This is a genomic window from Paraburkholderia sediminicola, from assembly GCF_046026895.1.
In the GTDB taxonomy this organism is placed as follows: Bacteria; Pseudomonadota; Gammaproteobacteria; order Burkholderiales; family Burkholderiaceae; genus Paraburkholderia; species Paraburkholderia sediminicola_C.
Genome location: NZ_JAQQEU010000014.1, coordinates 95903 through 112755, shown reverse-complemented (window position 1 = coordinate 112755; position 16853 = coordinate 95903). Strand labels below are relative to the sequence as shown.

Below are 16853 nucleotides of genomic sequence, written 5' to 3'. Positions count from 1 at the left end.
GTCGCACGATGACAGCACAACGCGCCGAGTCAATCGACCAGACAACAAGCAGGAGCGGACCGCGGCGGAGCGTTGACGACCTTCGCTCACCGCCCGACCCCCGCACGGCAGACGGACAAGGAGACAACATGATTCAGGATGCACAGGGCGGCACAAACGCCGCGAACACCGCGCACGCCGCGATGCGCACGCGAGCGGTCACCGCCGCCGCGATCGGCACGGCGCTCGAGTGGTTCGACTTCACGCTATATGGCGCGCTCGCCGCCACGATTTTGCCAAGGCTGTTTTTCCCGGCGATGGACCCGACCTCCGCATTGCTCGCGTCACTGGCGACCTTCGGCGTGGGACTCGCCGCGCGACCGCTCGGCGCGATCATCTGCGGGCATCTGGGCGACAAGCTCGGACGCCGCAATCTGATGCTGGGGACCGTCACCGTGATGGGCCTCGCGTCGATGGCGATGGGTCTGTTGCCGACCTACGCGAGCATCGGCGTGTGGGCGCCGGTGTTGCTGGTGCTGCTGCGCATTCTGCAAGGCTTCGCGCTGGGCGGCGAATCGACCGGCGCGCAACTGATGGCGATCGAGCACGCGAGCCCCGACCGGCGCGGCAAGTACTCGGGGCTGCTCGGCCTGTGCTCGCCGCTGAGTCAGATCATGGCTAACGGCGTGCTGCTTCTGCTGTCGTCCACAATGCCGGCGCAGGCATTCGATTCGTATGGCTGGCGCATCCCGTTCGTGCTGAGCTTCATCCTCGTGATCGTGGGCCTCTACATCCGGCTGCGAGTCAGCGAAACCCCGGCATTCGTGGCGCTGCGTAAAACGGAAGTCGTGCACGTGGGCAGCCCGCTGCGCGATGCGCTCCGTCTGCACTGGCGCACCGTGCTGCGCTGGATGCTGTTCTTCTGCGGACCGGCCGCGATCTTCTATCTGATCGTGGTGTTCTCGCTCAGCTATATCACGAAGACGCTCGCCATTCCGAAGCAAACCGGGTTTCTGCTGCTGATGGGCGCCAACGTCTGCGCGATTATCGGCGCACTCGCCGGCGGCATGTTGAGCGACAAGATCGGCCGCAAGAAGGCGCTCGCGATCGGCTCGACCGCGACCTTGCTGATGCTGTTCGTCTACTTCCAGATTCTCGATACCAAAAGCTTTGTACCGATGCTGGCCGCGATGGGCTTCTTCCTCGGCTTCACGCAGTTTCAAAGCGGCATCCAGCCGGTCGCATTCGCGGAAGCGTTTCCGACCAACGTCCGCTACTCCGGCTCGGCGCTTGCCTATACGGGTGCGAACCTGGTGGCGGGCGGTCCAATGCCGGTGCTGGCCGTGTGGCTCTTCTCGGTGTGCAACGGGTCGCCGTGGGGAGTCGTCGCCGTGTGCGTGATCTTCAACGTGATCTCGCTCGTGATGATCCTGACGGCACGCGAAACGCGCGGCATCGACATGAATCGCACCGATTCGGCCGCGGCCTTGACCGGCGAAGCGGACTTCGCAACGGCCAGCGTGGGCAACAGCCGTCACACGTAAGGGGCGCGGCGCTCCGGCGACAGATTGAACTTTGCAAAAACAGGCGACTGAACAATGACTGATCTCGTTTATGTATTGAATGGCTCGAATCTGAACATGCTCGGCAAGCGCGAGCCGCATCTGTACGGCACGACCACGCTGGCGCAGATTCAGCAACAGGTGGAAGCGCTCGCGGCGAAGCTCGAACTCCGCTGCGAATTCCGCCAGACCAACAGCGAGGCGACCATGGTCGACTGGCTGCAGGAAGCGTTCGAACGGGACGCCGCGGTGATCATCAACCCGGCGGGCTTTTCGTTCGCGTCGGTGCCGGTGTTCGATGCGGTCAAGCTGATCGAGCGTCCGCTGATCGAGCTGCACATCACCAACATCCACAAGCGCGACGAAACCTACCGCCATTCGCTGATCTCGCGCGCGGCGACCGGCGTGATCTGCGGACTCGGCGCGAACGGCTATCTCGTCGCGCTGCAGGCCATGGCGATGGCGCTCGGCAGGAGCGCGAATTTCGGCTGACGCTCCTGGGTCGCGGGCGGCAGAGATCGTATGTCGCCCCGCCGCAGCACGCCGTGCCCGCGTGGCCCGGCATTTTTTTGTCCAGTTTTCGCGTACAAACGGCGAGTAGATAGTTTTATCCTAGGGAAAACCCGTATAATCGCCCCCTAGAGGTCAGACAACTTGAGCAGGTTGCCGTCGAGACCCTGGCCCGTGATCCGCTGCGCGGCGCCCACCCTGAACCGCCCTTTGCCAGCTCCGTGAACCCGACTGCCACTGCACTGCCCTTTCGAAACGCCCTCTTCGCGATGCTCGGCATCGGCCTCGTCAACATGCTGGTCGCGCTCGACCAGACGGTCGTCAGCACCGCGCTGCCGTCGATCGTCGCCGAACTGCACGGCTTCGAATACTTCGCGTGGATTGCGAGCGCGTACCTGCTGGCGTCGGTGGTGACGGTGCCGGTCTTCGGGCGGCTCGGCGACTACTTCGGCCGCAAGCGTTTCGTGATCGCCGCGGTGATCACGTTCACGGTGGCCTCGGTGCTGTGCGGCGTCGCCAACGACATGCTGTTCCTCGTGATCGCGCGCGGCTTGCAAGGCGTCGGCGGCGGGATGATGGTCGGCACGGCGTTCGCGTCGATACCGGATCTGTTTCCCGATGCCCGCACGCGAGTGCGCTGGCAGGTGGTGCTGGCCGCCGCCTACGGCATCGGCACCGCCGCCGGCCCGTCGCTGGGCGGCTGGATGAGCGAACACTGGGGCTGGCGCTCCACCTTCCTGATCAACTTGCCGGTCGGCGCCGCCGCGCTCTATTTCATCTGGGCGCATCTGCCGAGCTTCCGCCGCGCGCAGGAAGGCGAGGTCAAGATCGACTGGCTCGGCGCGGCGCTGGTCGCGGCGGTGCTCGTCGGTTTGCAGACCTTGATCGAAGCGGTGCCGAAAAGCGGGCTGACCACCGGCAACTTCATTCTGGCGGTCTGCGTGGTCGCTGGCGCGATCGCGTTGTTCGTGTGCGAGAAGCGCGCCACGCATCCGATCATTCCGCTCGACCTGTTCAAGGACGCGCAACTCGTGACGCTGTTCACGCTCGGCATGCTCTCCGGCTTCGTGATGTTTTCGCTGATCTTCTTCGCGCCGCTGTTGCTGCAAGGCGGCTTCGGACTGTCGCCGCAACAAGCCGGCCTGATCGCGACGCCGATCGCCGCGTGCATCGCGCTCGGCAGCCTGCTGAACACGCGCATCGTGATTCACATGAACAAGCCTACGCGGATTCTGTCGATCGGCTTCGTGCTCCTGATGTTCGCGTCGATCGCGCTGGCGTTCGCGAATCCGGACACGCCGCACCTGCGAATCGAAATCCCGATGGCGGCGGTCGGCATCGGCCTCGGGTTCATCCTCAACAATCTGAATGTGTTCGGCCAGGAGATTGCCGGGCGTGAACGCTTCGGCATCGCGACCGCGCTGCTGCAGTCCACGCGGATGGTGGGCGGCATGCTCGGCACGAGCATCGTCACGACCATTGTGTCGCATCACTACCGCAACGTCGTCACGCGCACCATGAGCGTGCTCGGCGAGCCGGCCGCGTCGCAATGGCGGCCGCGCTTCGTCGATCTGCGCATTCTGATCGACGAGGCGTCGCGGCTGAAGCTGATCGCGGATATGAAATCGTCAGGGCTCGACACGCTCGCATTGATCGACACGGCGCGCGATGCGCTGGTGCAATCGATTCATATCGGCGTGTGGCTGACGGCGGTTGCGTCGCTGGCGGCGGCGCTGCTGGTGCAGCGGATTTCGCACGTGGTGTTCCGGCGGAGTTGATGCGGGGTTGGTATCGCCTCTGCGCGCGGTGCCGGTTAAGGTGGTGGGCGCTGCACCGGCGTGATGGCGTTCGCACCACGCATAGCGCGCGGCCCCGCTCGCGGAGCGCCGCGCGATCATCTGGCCTGAACCACGCTCGCAACGTGCGGGCGCGCATGCGCGGCGCACCCTGGCTCTAGCGCACCAGAGACGGCCGCTTGTTATCGAACTTCCAGTTAGGAATCAGGTATTGCATCGCGACGCCATCGTCGCGCGCGCCCAGGCCATGCTGCTGATACAGCGCGTGCGCCTTCTCGATCTCGTCCATATCCAGTTCGACGCCGAGCCCCGGCGCTTGCGGCACCTTCACCTTGCCGCCGACGATCTGCAACGGCTCGCGCGTCAACCGCTGACCGTCCTGCCAGATCCAGTGTGTGTCGATCGCCGTGATCCTGCCGGGCGCGGCGGCCGCCACGTGCGTGAACATCGCCAGCGAAATGTCGAAGTGGTTGTTCGAATGCGAGCCCCACGTGAGCCCCCAGTCGTTGCACATCTGCGCGACGCGCACCGAGCCCTGCATGGTCCAGAAATGCGGATCGGCCAGCGGGATATCCACCGACTGCAACTGGATCGCATGGCCCATCTGACGCCAGTCGGTGGCGATCATGTTGGTTGCCGTCGGCAGGCCGGTCGCACGGCGGAATTCCGCCATCACCTCGCGGCCCGAATAGCCGTTTTCCGCGCCGCACGGATCTTCCGCGTAAGCGAGCACGTCGTGCTGGTCGCGGCACAGGCGCACCGCGTCGGCGAGCGACCACGCGCCGTTCGGGTCGAGCGTCACGCGCGCGTGCGGGAAGCGTTCGGCCAGCGCGGTGACCGCTTCGATTTCGGCGTCGCCGGGCAGCACGCCGCCCTTGAGCTTGAAGTCGTTGAAGCCATACCGCGCCTGCGCAGCCTCGGCGAGGCGCACGACCGCTTCGGGGGTCAGCGCCTGTTCGGTGCGCACGCGCTCCCAGTCGTCGCGTCCATCGGCGCCGCTCGCATACGGCAGGTCGGTCTTGTTGCGGTCGCCGATATAGAACAGGTAGCCGAGCATTTCCACTTCGTCGCGCTGCTGGCCTTCGCCGAGCAAAGCCGCGACCGGCACGCCCAAATGCTGGCCGAGCAGATCGAGCAGCGCCGCTTCGAGCGCGGTCACCGCGTGAATGGCGGTGCGCAGATCGAAGGTCTGCAAGCCACGGCCGCCCGCGTCGCGGTCGGCGAACTGCGTGCGCGCCTTGTTCAGGATAGCTTGCAAATTACCGATCGACTGACCGACCACGAACGGACGCGCGTCGTCGATCGTTTTGCGGATATTCTCGCCGCCCGGCACCTCGCCGACGCCGGTGTGGCCCGCGCTGTCGCGCAGAATGACGATGTTGCGCGTGAAGAACGGACCATGTGCGCCGCTCAGGTTCATCAACATGCTGTCGCGGCCGGCGACCGGCACCACTCGTAGTTCGGTGACGATCGGCGTGGCGTTCGATTCAGAGGGTTTCGTGGACATGAGAATGAGCTCTGTTGAGTGAGTAAGCCGGCCGGTGGACATCATCGCGAAGCTTGCGTGCGTTCGACACCGAGGCCGGATGGAGAATGACATGACGCCTGATGGGTCGTAGTGAGCGTCAGTGTAGTCAATGTGCTTTGCTGTGCAACGAATCCGGCAGCACGCCGCGATCGCCCCGTCGGCTGCGCGTGAGGAAACCGGCCGCCGCCGCGATCAGCGAGGCTACGCCCAGCCCATATAAACCGCCGGTAATCGAACCGGTGTGCTGCTGCAGATAGCCGAAGGTGGCCGGTGCGAAGAATCCGCCGAGGTTGCCCAGCGAGTTGATCAGCGCGATCACGCCGGCGGCCACGCGGGCATCGAGGTAGCCCTGCGGAATCGGCCAGAACAGCGACGAGGCCGCCTTGAAGCCGATCGCGGAAAAGCAGATCGCCACGAACGACGTGACCGGATTGCCCGAGGTCGACGCGAACAGCCCGCATGCCGCGATGACGAGCGCCACCGCGAGCCATGCCTGCTGGAAGCGCCACTTCGCCGACAGCACCGCGAAGCAGTACATCGCGACCATCGCGATCAGCCACGGAATGGCGTTGAGCATGCCGACTTCGAAGTCGGACAGACCACCCATCTTGCGGATGATGGTCGGCAACCAGAAGGTGGCCGCGTAAATGGTCAACTGGATCGCGAAGTACAGCAGGCAGAACAGCACGATCTGCGGGTCCTTCAGCAGCTTCAGCGTGGGCAGATGCGCGCCGCCGTGCGCTTCGCGCTCGGCCTGCTCCGCCGCGATCGAGCGCGCGAGCACCGTCTGCTCTTCAGCGGTGAGCCATGACGCGTCGCGAATGTGCGACTTCAGCAGCATCCAGCTGACGCCGCACAGCACGATCGAAAAACCGCCTTCGATGAGGAACATCCACTGCCAGCCTTGCAGCCCGAAGCCGCGAATGGACAGCAGCGTGCCGGTGATCGGACCGGACAGCACGGACGCGAGCGCCGAGCCGGAGAGAAAAACCGCGACGGCCTTGCCGCGCTCTTTCTGCGGGAGCCACTGCGTGAAGTAATACACGACGCCGGGGAAGAAGCCGGCTTCGGCCACGCCCAGCAGGAAGCGCAGCACGTAGAACGAAGTGTCGTTCCACACGAACGCCATGGCCGCCGCGACCAGCCCCCAAGTGCCCATGATGCGGGTGAGCCAGGCGCGCGCGCCGTACTTCTGCATCAGCACGTTCGACGGCACTTCGAACAGCGCGTAGCCGATGAAGAACAAACCGCTGCCCAGCCCATAGGCCGCCGCGCCGATGCCCAGGTCCGTCTGCATGTGCGAATTGACGAAGCCGATGTTCACGCGGTCGATGTAGTTCGCGATGAACATGATCAGGAAAAGCGGCAGTACGTGCCGCTTGACCTTCGAAACCGCGGACTCCAGCGGGTCGCTTGCGGCGGTGAGAGCAGATGTCAAGGTTTGTCTCCAGTGTCGGTCGCGCGGACGGACTGTTCGAACACAATGCGGGGCGGCGGGCTTGGGGCTCGCCGCCCGCAGTCGTGTTATATGTTGTCTGATGACATCTTATCGCGAGCCCGGCATCAAGTCCAATCGAGTGTTTACCCTGTGCAACCTTTGGTCACCATCGTGATTGCAGGGTTCAAAACCGGCTCGCAAGGCCCTTGGAAGTTGAACTAGGACGTCTGATGACTAAACCTTCTCCACGCTGGGCACCAGACCGACCGCCCCGGCATTCGCCGCCGCCCTTGCCTACGACAGGAAACGCGTCGGTCGATCCCTCGCGAAGCCGAGCAAACAGCAAGCGCCGTCGACAAACCGGGAATCGAGTAAAGTCCTGTGCGATACTTTGCGGAAAAAACCCGGTCACGGCATCCCCCCGCCGCCGTCACCCGCACGCTCAAGTGTCCGCATCCAGCCGATTAGTCAACTAGCCACAAAAATGTCCAGCCTAACTGAGAAGGTGGTGGCCACCCTTTCCGACGAAATTCGCCGTGGCATCCTGCGCCCCGGCGACCGCATTCCCACCGAAGTCGCGATGATGAAGCAACTGTCGGTGAGCCGCTCCGTGGTTCGCGAGGCGATTTCGCGCCTGCAGGCGGCCAGGGTGGTCGAGACGCGCCACGGCATCGGCACTTTCGTGTTGGCGCCCGCCGCCGAAAAACCGGTGCAACTGGCCGCCGCCGACCTGTCCAGCATGCTGGACGTGATGGCGATCATCGAATTCCGTATCGACGTCGAAGCGGCTGCGGCCGCGCTCGCCGCGGCGCGGCGCACCGAGCAGAACCTGAAGCAGATTCGCGCCGCGCTCGATAGCTTCGAGTCGGAACTCGAACGCGGCAGCACGGATACGCTGGCGCACGACATCGAGTTCCATCTGCAGATCGCGCGCGCCAGCGGCAACCGCTACTTCTTCGACGTGCTGAGCCAACTCGGCCGCGCGGTGAGCCCGCGCACGCGGCTCGGCTCCGCCGAGATCGCGGAACTCGACCATATCGAACTCCTGCGCAACGTGCTCGGCGAGCACCAGATGATCTATCGCGCGATCGAACGGCAGGACCCCGATGATGCGCGTGCAGCGATGCGGATGCATCTGAGCAACAGCCGTGAAAGGCTGCGGCGCGCGCACGAGTTGAGTCGAGCGCACGGCTGATTCTGGCGCTTGCGGCGGTCAGTCTGGCGTACCCGGACATCACGCTCGATATCCATTTCTCCGACCGGATGGTGGATGTGATCGATGCGTGCCACCGAAGAACGTCGGCCGGTCATACGCGTTGAGCGGCAAGTTGCGGCGCAAGCGTTCCGGCAGATTCGGGTTCGCGATGAAGTCGCGGCCGAAGGCAACGAGGTCCGCATCGCCATCGGCCAGAATGGCTTGCGCCGACTCGCCCTTGAAGCCGCCCGCCGCGATGATCGTCCCAGGATAGTGTTTGCGGATCGTGCGCGCCGCGACCGGGTTCGGATCGCGGCTTTCATCTTCGATGTTGCCCGCGATACGCGGCTCGATCAGATGCAGATAAGCGAGATCGAGTTTCGCGAGTTGCGCCGCGACGTAAGTGAACAGGCCGACCGGATCGCTATCCGACATATCGCCCCACGAACCGCTCGGTCCGAGGCGCACGGCCACCCGATCGCTGCCCCACACCGAAATCACCGCGCGGGTCGCTTCCATCAACAGGCGGGCGCGATTTTCGAACGAGCCGCCGTACGCATCCGTGCGCTTGTTGCTGCCGTCCTGAAGGAACTAATCGAACAGGTAGCCGTTCGCGCCATGCAACTCGACGCCGTCGAAGCCCGCCTTCACGCCGCGTTCGGCCGCCGTCCGAAAGCGCTCGACGAGCGCGGCGATCTCGTGGAGCGTGAGCGCGCGATTCGGCGAGTTCGGAATCCAGCCGGCTCGCGTATAAGCGACGCCGCCATGCGGCACTTCGGACGGTCCCACCGGTTGACGTCCATCGGGCTGCAACTCGGCATTCGACTGACGCCCCGCGTGATAGAGCTGCAGGAAGATCCTGCCGCCCTTTGCATGCACTGCGTCGGTGACTTCGCGCCAGCCGGCGATCTGGCTGTCGTCGTAGAGACCGGGGGCGCCGAGATAGCCGTTGCCGTCGGCGGCGGCAATGGTCGCCTCGCCGATCAGCAACGCGCCGGCCGAGGTGCGCTGCGCGTAGTACTCGGCCATCAGACGGCCGGGCCGCGCGCCTTCTTCGGCTCGCATGCGCGTCAACGGTGCGAGCACGACGCGGTGCGCGAATTCATAGGGCCCGACTTTGACCGGTATAAACAGCGTGTTCATGATGTTCTCTCGAAAGCGATCCGTGGATGTTTGCCGCCAAACGCTCGATGCGTTGTGCGGCGCTCCATCACAATCTATAGGCGCAGTCCGGGTGGAAAAATGGGCCGCGCTTTCGAATACTTCGGACCGCGCAGTCCGCAATGCGCTGGAACCGTGCGAGCGCTGGGCTGCGCGGCGGTCCGCCGATTGTTCCGATCGCGTGTCAACTGTGTTTCGACGACGAGGGCCGATGACGACATCATGCGTAGTGGTGCATAGAGGCAACGCCCGCGTATGCGCGTCAGGCGCGATTGACCCCCAGCCGCGTTCGGTGATTCAATCAGCGGGGCGCGCGGGATCGCCGCCGCCGTCATTTCGATTTTCAGATCCAGGTCACCCACGACCCCCGGCATCTGAATCTACGCCGACTACCTCGCCCGCCACATTCCCGGCGCGGAACTGATCGTGCTGCCTCGCGTCAGCCATTTCGCGCCGCTGCAAAGGCCGGCGCAATTCAATCGCGTCGTGCTCGAATTTCTCTGCCGGGTGCTTTCCTGAAGCGGAAGCACACGCCCGCGAAGCGCTCTGCCGCCCGCCCGACGCGCCGCATATCTGTCGCACCCCAAATTTCGCGATACGAAATGATGCGCTGCTTCGTAAAAAATCGTGGTGCGTGGCACAAATGAGGCATTTCGCAATGCCGCCCTACGTTGCACATCGCAAAATGAAACGCGCAAATATTTGTTTCTTAACGATATTTTTTATCAAATCGAAGCGCTTCCTCGCCACTTGCGGCGCCATTCACTGACGTAGACTCTTTTACAAGAGCAGCGGCTTCAGGCGGTCGAGTTAGATGGGTGAGAAAAGACACAGTCTGCCCAGTAGTCAAATCGACGCACGAAGCCAGTCAGGCCCCGCGGTTTTTAATTGGCAATTGGGAGACGAAGAATGAAAGGCTTTCGCTTTAGTTCGACCCAGGGAGCGTTCTATATTTTGCCGGGCCACGATGGCTGGGAGGCAACCTACGGCAACGATACGCTCGGTGAATTTTCCACCCCGCAACAGGCGGCCGACGACCTCGCGCGCGGCTTGACCTGCCCGCATCTGTCCGAAAGCGACGATACGTCGACGCTGGAAATTCCGGAGAAACTGGCCGATTGGGAAATCGTTCACGTGTGATGGCGGGCATGACCGCTGGCCAGGTGGAAGTAGAAACGACGATGGCGCTCTTGAGCGCCATCGTCGTTCTCACTGCTTACTTTAGAGCGTACTTTGCTGCTTACGCGGGTACTTCAAGCAACGCCGACTTAAGCGACCGAGTCCACGATCTTGTTCAGCGTCGCGCTCGGGCGCATTGCCTGGCTCGTCAGTTCGACGTTCGGACGATAGTAGCCGCCGATATTCACCGCCTTGCCCTGCGCCGCACCCAGTTCTTCAACGATCTTCGCTTCGTTGTCGGCCATCGCCTTCGCGACGCCGGCGAACTGCGCCTGCAGCGCTGCGTCTTCCGTTTGCGCGGCCAGTGCCTCGGCCCAGTACATCGCGAGGTAGAAGTGGCTGCCGCGGTTGTCGATACCGCCAACCTTGCGCGCCGGCGACTTGTCGTTGTCGAGGAACTTGCCGGTGGCCTGGTCCAGCGTCTTGGCCAGAACCTGCGCCTTCGGATTGTGATACGCGTTGCTCAGGTGTTCGAGCGATGCGGCCAGTGCCAGGAATTCACCCAGCGAGTCCCAACGCAGGAAACCTTCTTCGACCAGTTGCTGAACGTGCTTCGGCGCCGAACCGCCCGCGCCGGTTTCGAACAGACCGCCGCCTTCCATCAGCGGGACGATCGACAGCATCTTCGCGCTCGTGCCCAGTTCCATGATCGGGAACAGGTCGGTCAGGTAGTCGCGCAGCACGTTGCCGGTGACCGAGATCGTGTCCTTGCCCGCGCGGATACGCTCGACCGAGAACTTCGTCGCTTCGACCGGCGTCATGATGCGGATGTCCAGACCGCTGGTGTCGTGGTCCTTCAGGTACTGCTCGACCTTCTTGATGATCTGCGCGTCGTGCGCACGAGCCGCGTCCAGCCAGAAAACGGCCGGCGTGTTCGTGGCGCGGGCGCGGTTGACCGCCAGCTTGACCCAGTCCTGCACCGGCGCATCCTTGGTCTGGCACATGCGCCAGATGTCGCCCGCTTCCACCGGCTGTTCGATCAGCACCGCGCCGGCTGCGTCGGTCACGCGGACCACGCCGTTCGCCGGAATCTGGAACGTCTTGTCGTGTGAGCCGTATTCTTCGGCGGCTTGCGCCATCAGACCGACGTTAGGCACCGTGCCCATCGAGACCGGGTCGAACGCGCCGTGCTTCTTGCAGTCTTCGATCACCGCCTGATAGACGTCCGCGTAGCAGCGGTCCGGAATCACGGCCTTGGCGTCATGCAGTGCGCCGTCCGCGCCCCACATCTTGCCCGACTCGCGAATCATCGCCGGCATCGACGCGTCGACGATCACGTCGCTCGGCACGTGCAGGCTGGTGATGCCCTTGTCCGAATTGACCATCGCCAGTTGCGGGCGCTGCTCGTATTGCGCCTTGATGTCCGCTTCGATCGCCGCGGCCGTTTCGGGCGGCAGGTCTTTCAGGCGCGCGTACAGGTCGCCGATACCGTTGTTCGGGTTGAAGCCGACTTTCGCCAGCGCCTCAGCATGCTTGCTCAGCACGTCTTTGTAGAACACCGATACCACGTGACCGAAGATGATCGGGTCCGAGACCTTCATCATCGTGGCCTTCAGGTGCACCGAGAACAGCACGCCCTTGCTCTTCGCATCGGCGATTTCCGCTTCGATGAAGCTGCGCAGCGCGTTCTTGCTCAGCACCGACGCGTCGATGATCTCGCCTGCCTGCACGCCCGTCTTTTCCTTCAGGACCGTCTTCGTGCCGTCGGCGGCCGTCAGTTCGATCTTCACCGCGCCGGCTGCCGCGATCAGCGCCGACTTCTCGCTGCCGTAGAAATCGCCGCCGCTCATGTGCGCCACGTGCGACTTCGAGTCCGCGCTCCACGCGCCCATCTTGTGCGGGTGCTTGCGTGCGTAGTTCTTCACCGACAGCGGCGCGCGGCGGTCCGAATTGCCTTCGCGCAGCACCGGGTTGACCGCGCTGCCTTTGATCTTGTCGTAGCGCGCCTTGATGTCTTTTTCGGCGTCGGTGGTGGCGACGTCCGGGTAAGCCGGCAGCTTGTAGCCCTGGTCGCGCAGTTCCGTGATCGCGGCCTTCAGCTGCGGCACGGAAGCGCTGATGTTCGGCAGCTTGATGATGTTCGCTTCTGGACGCGTGGTGAGTCCACCGAGTTCCGCCAGGTCGTCGGAGCCCTTCTGTTGCGCGGTCAGGTAGTCCGGAAATGCAGCAATGATCCGGCCGGCGAGCGAGATGTCGCGCGTTTCAACGATCACGTCGGACGAGCGCGTGAACGCCTTGACGATCGGCAGCAGCGAGTAAGTCGCCAGAGCAGGCGCTTCGTCGGTCAGGGTGTAGATGATCTTCGGCGGTGTGGACATGTTCGATGCTTTGCTAAATGAAGTGATAGACAGAGCGTTGGTAGCGCTGAGCCAGCGAAGTTGCGACGAAGCAGCAAAAACGCAGCGCAACCTACGGCACTACTTTTTACGGCCCGACCATGAGTATATGCGCGTTTTACTCGATTCGCTGCTAAACAAACAGGTCCGGGAACCGCACTCAACGGGGTCAAGCCCCGCCAGATAAGGCTTTGAGGTCAATCCCCACTGTCTTAAGACAGATGTCTTATAGATGACCTGCCGCATCTTAGATATTTGTAAATGCGAATTAGATGCATTACCATTCGTCCGCGTCAGATTTGGATCATCCGTTTAATAACCACTCGCTCGAACCGGTGCCGCCACGCCCAGCTTGGGTGCGGGGCGGCGCCACCCCGTCTAACTCAAACAAACATGCAGAATTCCTTTGTCGCCGGCGGTCCGGCGGTTGTCCGCGCTCCACGCCGCACCCCTTCGCGGCTGAGCGCGGGGCTTTTGGTCAATGTGGGCTTGTCGCTTTCCACGCTGTCATCGTCGGGGTGGGCGCAGGCCGCGGCCAGCGATGACGTCGCCGCGCTGCCGGCCGTGAGCGTGTCGGCGTCGAAAGATACGACCGTCGCGCAGGCCGATACCGTCAGCGCCGGCGTGCTGGGTTCGCGCAAGCAGGTGGACACGCCGTTTTCGACGCGCGTCGTGACGAGCGAGGAAGCGCAGGATCTGTTCGCGACGACCGCCAACGACCTGTTCAAATACGACCCGGCCGTGACGGTCAGCAGCGAAAACTCGGTCAGCGAGAACTCGATGTTCAACGTGCGCGGCATCCCGATCGACACGTTGAACAGCATCAAGGTGGACGGCCAGACCTTCCCGTCGTGGGACACCGACCTGTCGCTCGAACCGTTCGAGCAGGTCGAATTGCTCAAGGGCCTGTCCGGCTTCATGTACGGCTTCGGCTCGCCGGGCGGCATCGTCAACTATGTGTTGAAGCGCCCCACCGACGACCCGTACCGCAGCTTCACGCTCGGCTACAAGTCGGCCAGCGTGTCCAGCCAGGCGGTGGATCTGGGCGGCCGCTTCGGCAACGACAACCGTTTCGGCTACCGGCTGAATCTCGCCAACGAATACGGCAATACCGCCGAGGAAAACGGGCACGTGAGCTGCCAGGTCGCGTCGCTCGCGTTCGACTTCCGCATTACGCCGGACCTCGTTCTGAGCGCCGACGCGTTCTACCAGAAGCGCAAAACCGAGGGCACGCTGTTCGGCCTGATGTTCGCGGGCGGCATTCCCGACGCGAGCAAGATCAGCGGTGCGCTCACGCAGCCGCAGAATTACTACATGACGGAGATGGCCTCGTTCGGCACGGGACTCGACTACCGGATCTCTGACAACTGGCACGCGAGCGTGAAGTACCGCTTCGCCAAGGAGAACCGCACCAATTCGGACAGCTTCCTGTTCGTGTCCGACGACGCGGGCAACTACTCCAACACGCTCTATGCAGCGATGACGCGCTACTTCTACCAGAACGTCGACGCGATGGTGCAGGGCCAATTCAACACCGGCAGCATCAAGCACGATGTGGTGTTCGGCGCGGGCTATCAGACGCAAACCAGCGAGTACAGCAATAGCGTAGGCTAGAATCAAGGGTACTTCCTCGGCAACGGCAATCTGTATAGCACCACGCTGCTGACCAACGACGAAGTCAGCATCGGCTCGGAGCTCTACCGTGAGCAGCGCACCACGCAGGCCGCCGTGTATGCGAGCGACACGATGCAGTTCACCTCGCGTCTGTCCGCATTGGTCGGCGTGCGTTATACGCAATACCGCCAGAACGTGTACGACCCGAGCGGCGCGGTCACGTGGCAATACAGCGCGAACCCGGTCACGCCGACTTTCGCGCTGATGTTCAAGACCGATCCGTATTCGACGGTTTACGGAAGCTACGTCGAGTCGCTGGAACAGGGCGGCGCGGCATCGAACCTCAACGCCAACTACCCGGCGACCTTCGGCCCGCTGCGCAGCAAGCAGTATGAAGTGGGCTTCAAGTCCGACCACAGCAAGTGGGGCGCCAACCTCGCGCTGTTCCGCGTCGATCAGGGCTACAACTACACGAACACCGCGAACATCTTCGTGCAGGACGGCACCAGGCGCTACACCGGCATCGACGCGAGCGGCTGGCTCGCGCTGACCAGCGAATGGCGTGTGATGGGCGGCGTGATGTGGCTCGACACGAAGGCCGTCGACATCGATGATCCGAGCATCGAAGGCAAGCGTATTTACGGCGCGCCGCGCTTCACCGTGACGGGCCGCATCGAATACAACCCGGCGTACCTGCGTCCGTTGACGCTGGCCTTCGGCGGCAAGTACGTGAGCGACCAGGCGGTCAACGCGAGCAACACGCAGTTCGTGCCGGCCTATGCCACGTTCGATCTGAGCGGCCGGTACGAGACGAAGATCGCCGGTAAGGACGTCACGTTGCGCGCGGGCATCAACAATCTGTTCAACCGCCGCTACTGGACCACCGCGTGGGGCTATTACGTGTCGCCGTCGCCGACTCGCACGGCGGTAGCCCGCGCTACTTTGCAGTTCTAAGTATTACGGGTAGCACGTGAACGAGGGACGCCCGGTTGGGCGCCCTGATCGATCATCGCGGGTATCTCCGCCACCAGCGCATCGATCGCGCAGCGCGTTTTCAACGCGAGATAACGGCTCTTCGGCCACATCACGTGGATCTCCTCCGAAGACCGGAAACAATCGTCCATCACCGTCACCAGTTCGCCGCTTTGCGCATAACGGGTCAGCAGCCAGCTCGGCAACCACGGGAGGCCGAAGCCGGCGAGGGCGCGCACGCAGCGGTCGTAATAGGCTTGCCCGTCTTCGGTGAGACTCTGGCTGCGCGTCGTGCGATCGATGAGCCGCACGCCGAGCCGCTTTTCGAGCCGCACGATCACCTTGCCGACCGCCGAGCGCGTGAGGTTCATGCGTTCGGCCGCAAGGGCGAAGCTGCCGGTTTCGACGACGCGCACGAACGTCGTCACACCATCGAGGATGTCGCTCATATTTCGGCCAATTGGTTCCATACCGGACACATTTCCGGGATTTTTGCGAGGTTTCGGTTGGGCGATGCTGTATGGCGCAATCGGCGTAGGGGTGCTCGCCGCGCTCAGTTTCGTGATATCGGGCAGCGCATCGAGACGGCTGCCTGACAGGCCCATGCCGCCTGCCGCGCAACGCGCCGCCCGCTGCGACTCGTGCTGACGCGCAGGCGCCCGGCAAGCCGCATCGAAGGCCTGCCGGGCGCCGCATAGAACCGCTTACTTATTTAGTTCGCCAGAAACTCAACCACCATCCGGTTGAACTTCTCAGCGTGCTCCCACTGTGCCCAGTGGCCGCAGCGGCTGAAGATATGCATGTCCGCGTTCTGCAATCCGGCCACGAGGCGCAGACCCACGTCCATCGGCACGAAGCGGTCGTCGCGTCCCCAGATCACCAGCGTCTTCGCGGAAACTTCGCCCAGGCGCGGACCGAAGTCGTTGAACTGCTTCGGGTTAGCCGCGAGGCTCGCGACGAAATTCTCCAGGTGGTCACGGCGCGCGAGGATATTGTCCAGACGCGCCTTCATCAGGTCTTCGGTCAGCGCTTTCGTGTCGAACACGAAGATGTTCATCATGCGTTGCAGGTTCTCGATCGTCGGTTCCTTGTACACCCCTTGCAGCAGCTTGATGCCTTCCGTCGGCATCGGCACGAACTGGCTCGGGCCGCCGGTGCCGCCGCCCATCAGCACGAGCTTGCCGACACGCTTGGGCTCGGCCAGCGCGAACGCCACCGCGCTATGCCCGCCCATCGAGTTGCCGATGATATGCGCGCGATCGATCGAGAGCGCGTCGAGCAGGCTCTTCAACGAACGCGCGTTGAGTTCGGAGCGCGAGCCCTTGCATACGATCGGATCGCTCTTGCCCCAGCCGAAGCAGTCCATCAGGACGACCCGATAGCCCGCGGCCATGAGCGGTTCGACATTGCGATGGAAGTTCGCCCAGCCGGTCGCGCCCGGGCCCGAGCCGTGCAGCATCACCACCGTTTCGGCGCCCTGTCCCACGTCGTTGTAGTGGAGCTGCATAGCGCGCCCATCTTCCGTGATACGGACGAATCGGCTGGTCGACGCTTCAGTGAATGCCTGTGCTTGTGAGCTCATG

Annotated in this window: 10 protein-coding genes and 3 pseudogenes; 7 read left to right on the top strand and 6 right to left on the bottom strand. The window is 63.4% G+C overall.

What is annotated here, in order from left to right; all coding sequences use genetic code 11:
• Positions 1–128 precede the first annotated feature (128 nt).
• From PQR02_RS13000 to PQR02_RS12990, 3 genes are all read left to right on the top strand, one after another.
• A complete protein-coding gene (locus tag PQR02_RS13000) occupies positions 129–1523 on the top strand; it encodes an MFS transporter (protein WP_408230759.1) in 1395 nt (464 codons plus the stop codon).
• Between the two features lie 54 nt (positions 1524–1577).
• A complete protein-coding gene (locus PQR02_RS12995; protein WP_149671143.1) occupies positions 1578–2033 on the top strand; it encodes a type II 3-dehydroquinate dehydratase in 456 nt (151 codons plus the stop codon).
• Positions 2034–2320: 287 nt separating this feature from the next.
• On the top strand, positions 2321–3829 hold the full coding sequence (locus PQR02_RS12990) for an MFS transporter (RefSeq protein ID WP_408230883.1): 1509 nt from the start codon (positions 2321–2323) through the stop codon (positions 3827–3829).
• Positions 3830–4004: 175 nt separating this feature from the next.
• Here PQR02_RS12990 and gudD read toward each other — a convergent pair whose 3' ends face one another.
• Positions 4005–5354 (bottom strand): glucarate dehydratase, encoded by a 1350-nt coding sequence (gene gudD, locus PQR02_RS12985; RefSeq protein WP_408230755.1) that lies wholly within the window; start codon positions 5352–5354, stop codon positions 4005–4007.
• A gap of 127 nt (positions 5355–5481) precedes the next feature.
• Positions 5482–6813 carry an MFS transporter gene (locus PQR02_RS12980; protein ID WP_408230752.1) on the bottom strand — a complete coding sequence of 444 codons (1332 nt, stop codon included), beginning with the start codon at positions 6811–6813 and terminating at the stop codon, positions 5482–5484.
• A 484-nt stretch (positions 6814–7297) separates the two neighbouring features.
• Between PQR02_RS12980 and PQR02_RS12975 the strand changes: the two genes are divergently transcribed.
• The gene (locus tag PQR02_RS12975) at positions 7298–8008 is read left to right on the top strand and encodes a FadR/GntR family transcriptional regulator (RefSeq protein ID WP_408230749.1); all 711 of its coding nucleotides are present in this window, start codon (positions 7298–7300) and stop codon (positions 8006–8008) included.
• Positions 8009–8047: 39 nt separating this feature from the next.
• Here the strand turns inward: PQR02_RS12975 and PQR02_RS12970 are convergent.
• Positions 8048–9151: pseudogene (locus tag PQR02_RS12970) on the bottom strand (alkene reductase).
• Between the two features lie 399 nt (positions 9152–9550).
• On the opposite strand from PQR02_RS12970, the pseudogene PQR02_RS12965 reads away from it, so the two are divergent.
• A pseudogene (locus tag PQR02_RS12965) lies at positions 9551–9688 on the top strand (alpha/beta fold hydrolase); the annotation flags it as partial.
• 390 nt (positions 9689–10078) lie between these two features.
• A complete protein-coding gene (locus tag PQR02_RS12960; RefSeq protein ID WP_168667352.1) occupies positions 10079–10309 on the top strand; it encodes a hypothetical protein in 231 nt (76 codons plus the stop codon).
• Positions 10310–10437: 128 nt separating this feature from the next.
• Here PQR02_RS12960 and PQR02_RS12955 read toward each other — a convergent pair whose 3' ends face one another.
• Positions 10438–12666, bottom strand: coding sequence for an NADP-dependent isocitrate dehydrogenase (locus PQR02_RS12955; RefSeq protein ID WP_408230746.1), 2229 nt, complete (start codon positions 12664–12666; stop codon positions 10438–10440).
• Positions 12667–13077: 411 nt separating this feature from the next.
• On the opposite strand from PQR02_RS12955, the pseudogene PQR02_RS12950 reads away from it, so the two are divergent.
• Positions 13078–15252, top strand: a pseudogene (locus tag PQR02_RS12950) (TonB-dependent siderophore receptor).
• On the opposite strand, the gene PQR02_RS12945 reads toward PQR02_RS12950, so the two are convergent.
• Together PQR02_RS12945 and PQR02_RS12940 are read right to left on the bottom strand one after the other, a co-directional pair.
• Entirely contained in the window at positions 15249–15719 is a 471-nt protein-coding gene (locus PQR02_RS12945; RefSeq protein WP_408230742.1) for a LysR family transcriptional regulator, read from the bottom strand. The pseudogene PQR02_RS12950 and the gene PQR02_RS12945 overlap by 4 nt on opposite strands.
• 263 nt (positions 15720–15982) lie before the next feature.
• The gene (locus tag PQR02_RS12940; protein WP_408230739.1) at positions 15983–16852 is read right to left on the bottom strand and encodes an alpha/beta fold hydrolase; all 870 of its coding nucleotides are present in this window, start codon (positions 16850–16852) and stop codon (positions 15983–15985) included.
• Between the last annotated feature and the right edge of the window lies 1 nt (position 16853).

Excerpts from the sequence above, each read along its gene's own strand:
- PQR02_RS12940 (WP_408230739.1), bottom strand. The coding sequence starts at position 16,852 with ATGAGCTCACAAGCACAGGCATTCACTGAAGCGTCGACCAGCCGATTC.
- PQR02_RS12990 (WP_408230883.1), top strand. The coding sequence starts at position 2,321 with ATGCTCGGCATCGGCCTCGTCAACATGCTGGTCGCGCTCGACCAGACG.
- PQR02_RS13000 (WP_408230759.1), top strand. The coding sequence starts at position 129 with ATGATTCAGGATGCACAGGGCGGCACAAACGCCGCGAACACCGCGCAC.
- gudD (WP_408230755.1), bottom strand. The coding sequence starts at position 5,354 with ATGTCCACGAAACCCTCTGAATCGAACGCCACGCCGATCGTCACCGAA.
- PQR02_RS12955 (WP_408230746.1), bottom strand. The coding sequence starts at position 12,666 with ATGTCCACACCGCCGAAGATCATCTACACCCTGACCGACGAAGCGCCT.
- PQR02_RS12960 (WP_168667352.1), top strand. The coding sequence starts at position 10,079 with ATGAAAGGCTTTCGCTTTAGTTCGACCCAGGGAGCGTTCTATATTTTG.
- PQR02_RS12995 (WP_149671143.1), top strand. The coding sequence starts at position 1,578 with ATGACTGATCTCGTTTATGTATTGAATGGCTCGAATCTGAACATGCTC.
- PQR02_RS12975 (WP_408230749.1), top strand. The coding sequence starts at position 7,298 with ATGTCCAGCCTAACTGAGAAGGTGGTGGCCACCCTTTCCGACGAAATT.
- PQR02_RS12945 (WP_408230742.1), bottom strand. The coding sequence starts at position 15,719 with ATGAGCGACATCCTCGATGGTGTGACGACGTTCGTGCGCGTCGTCGAA.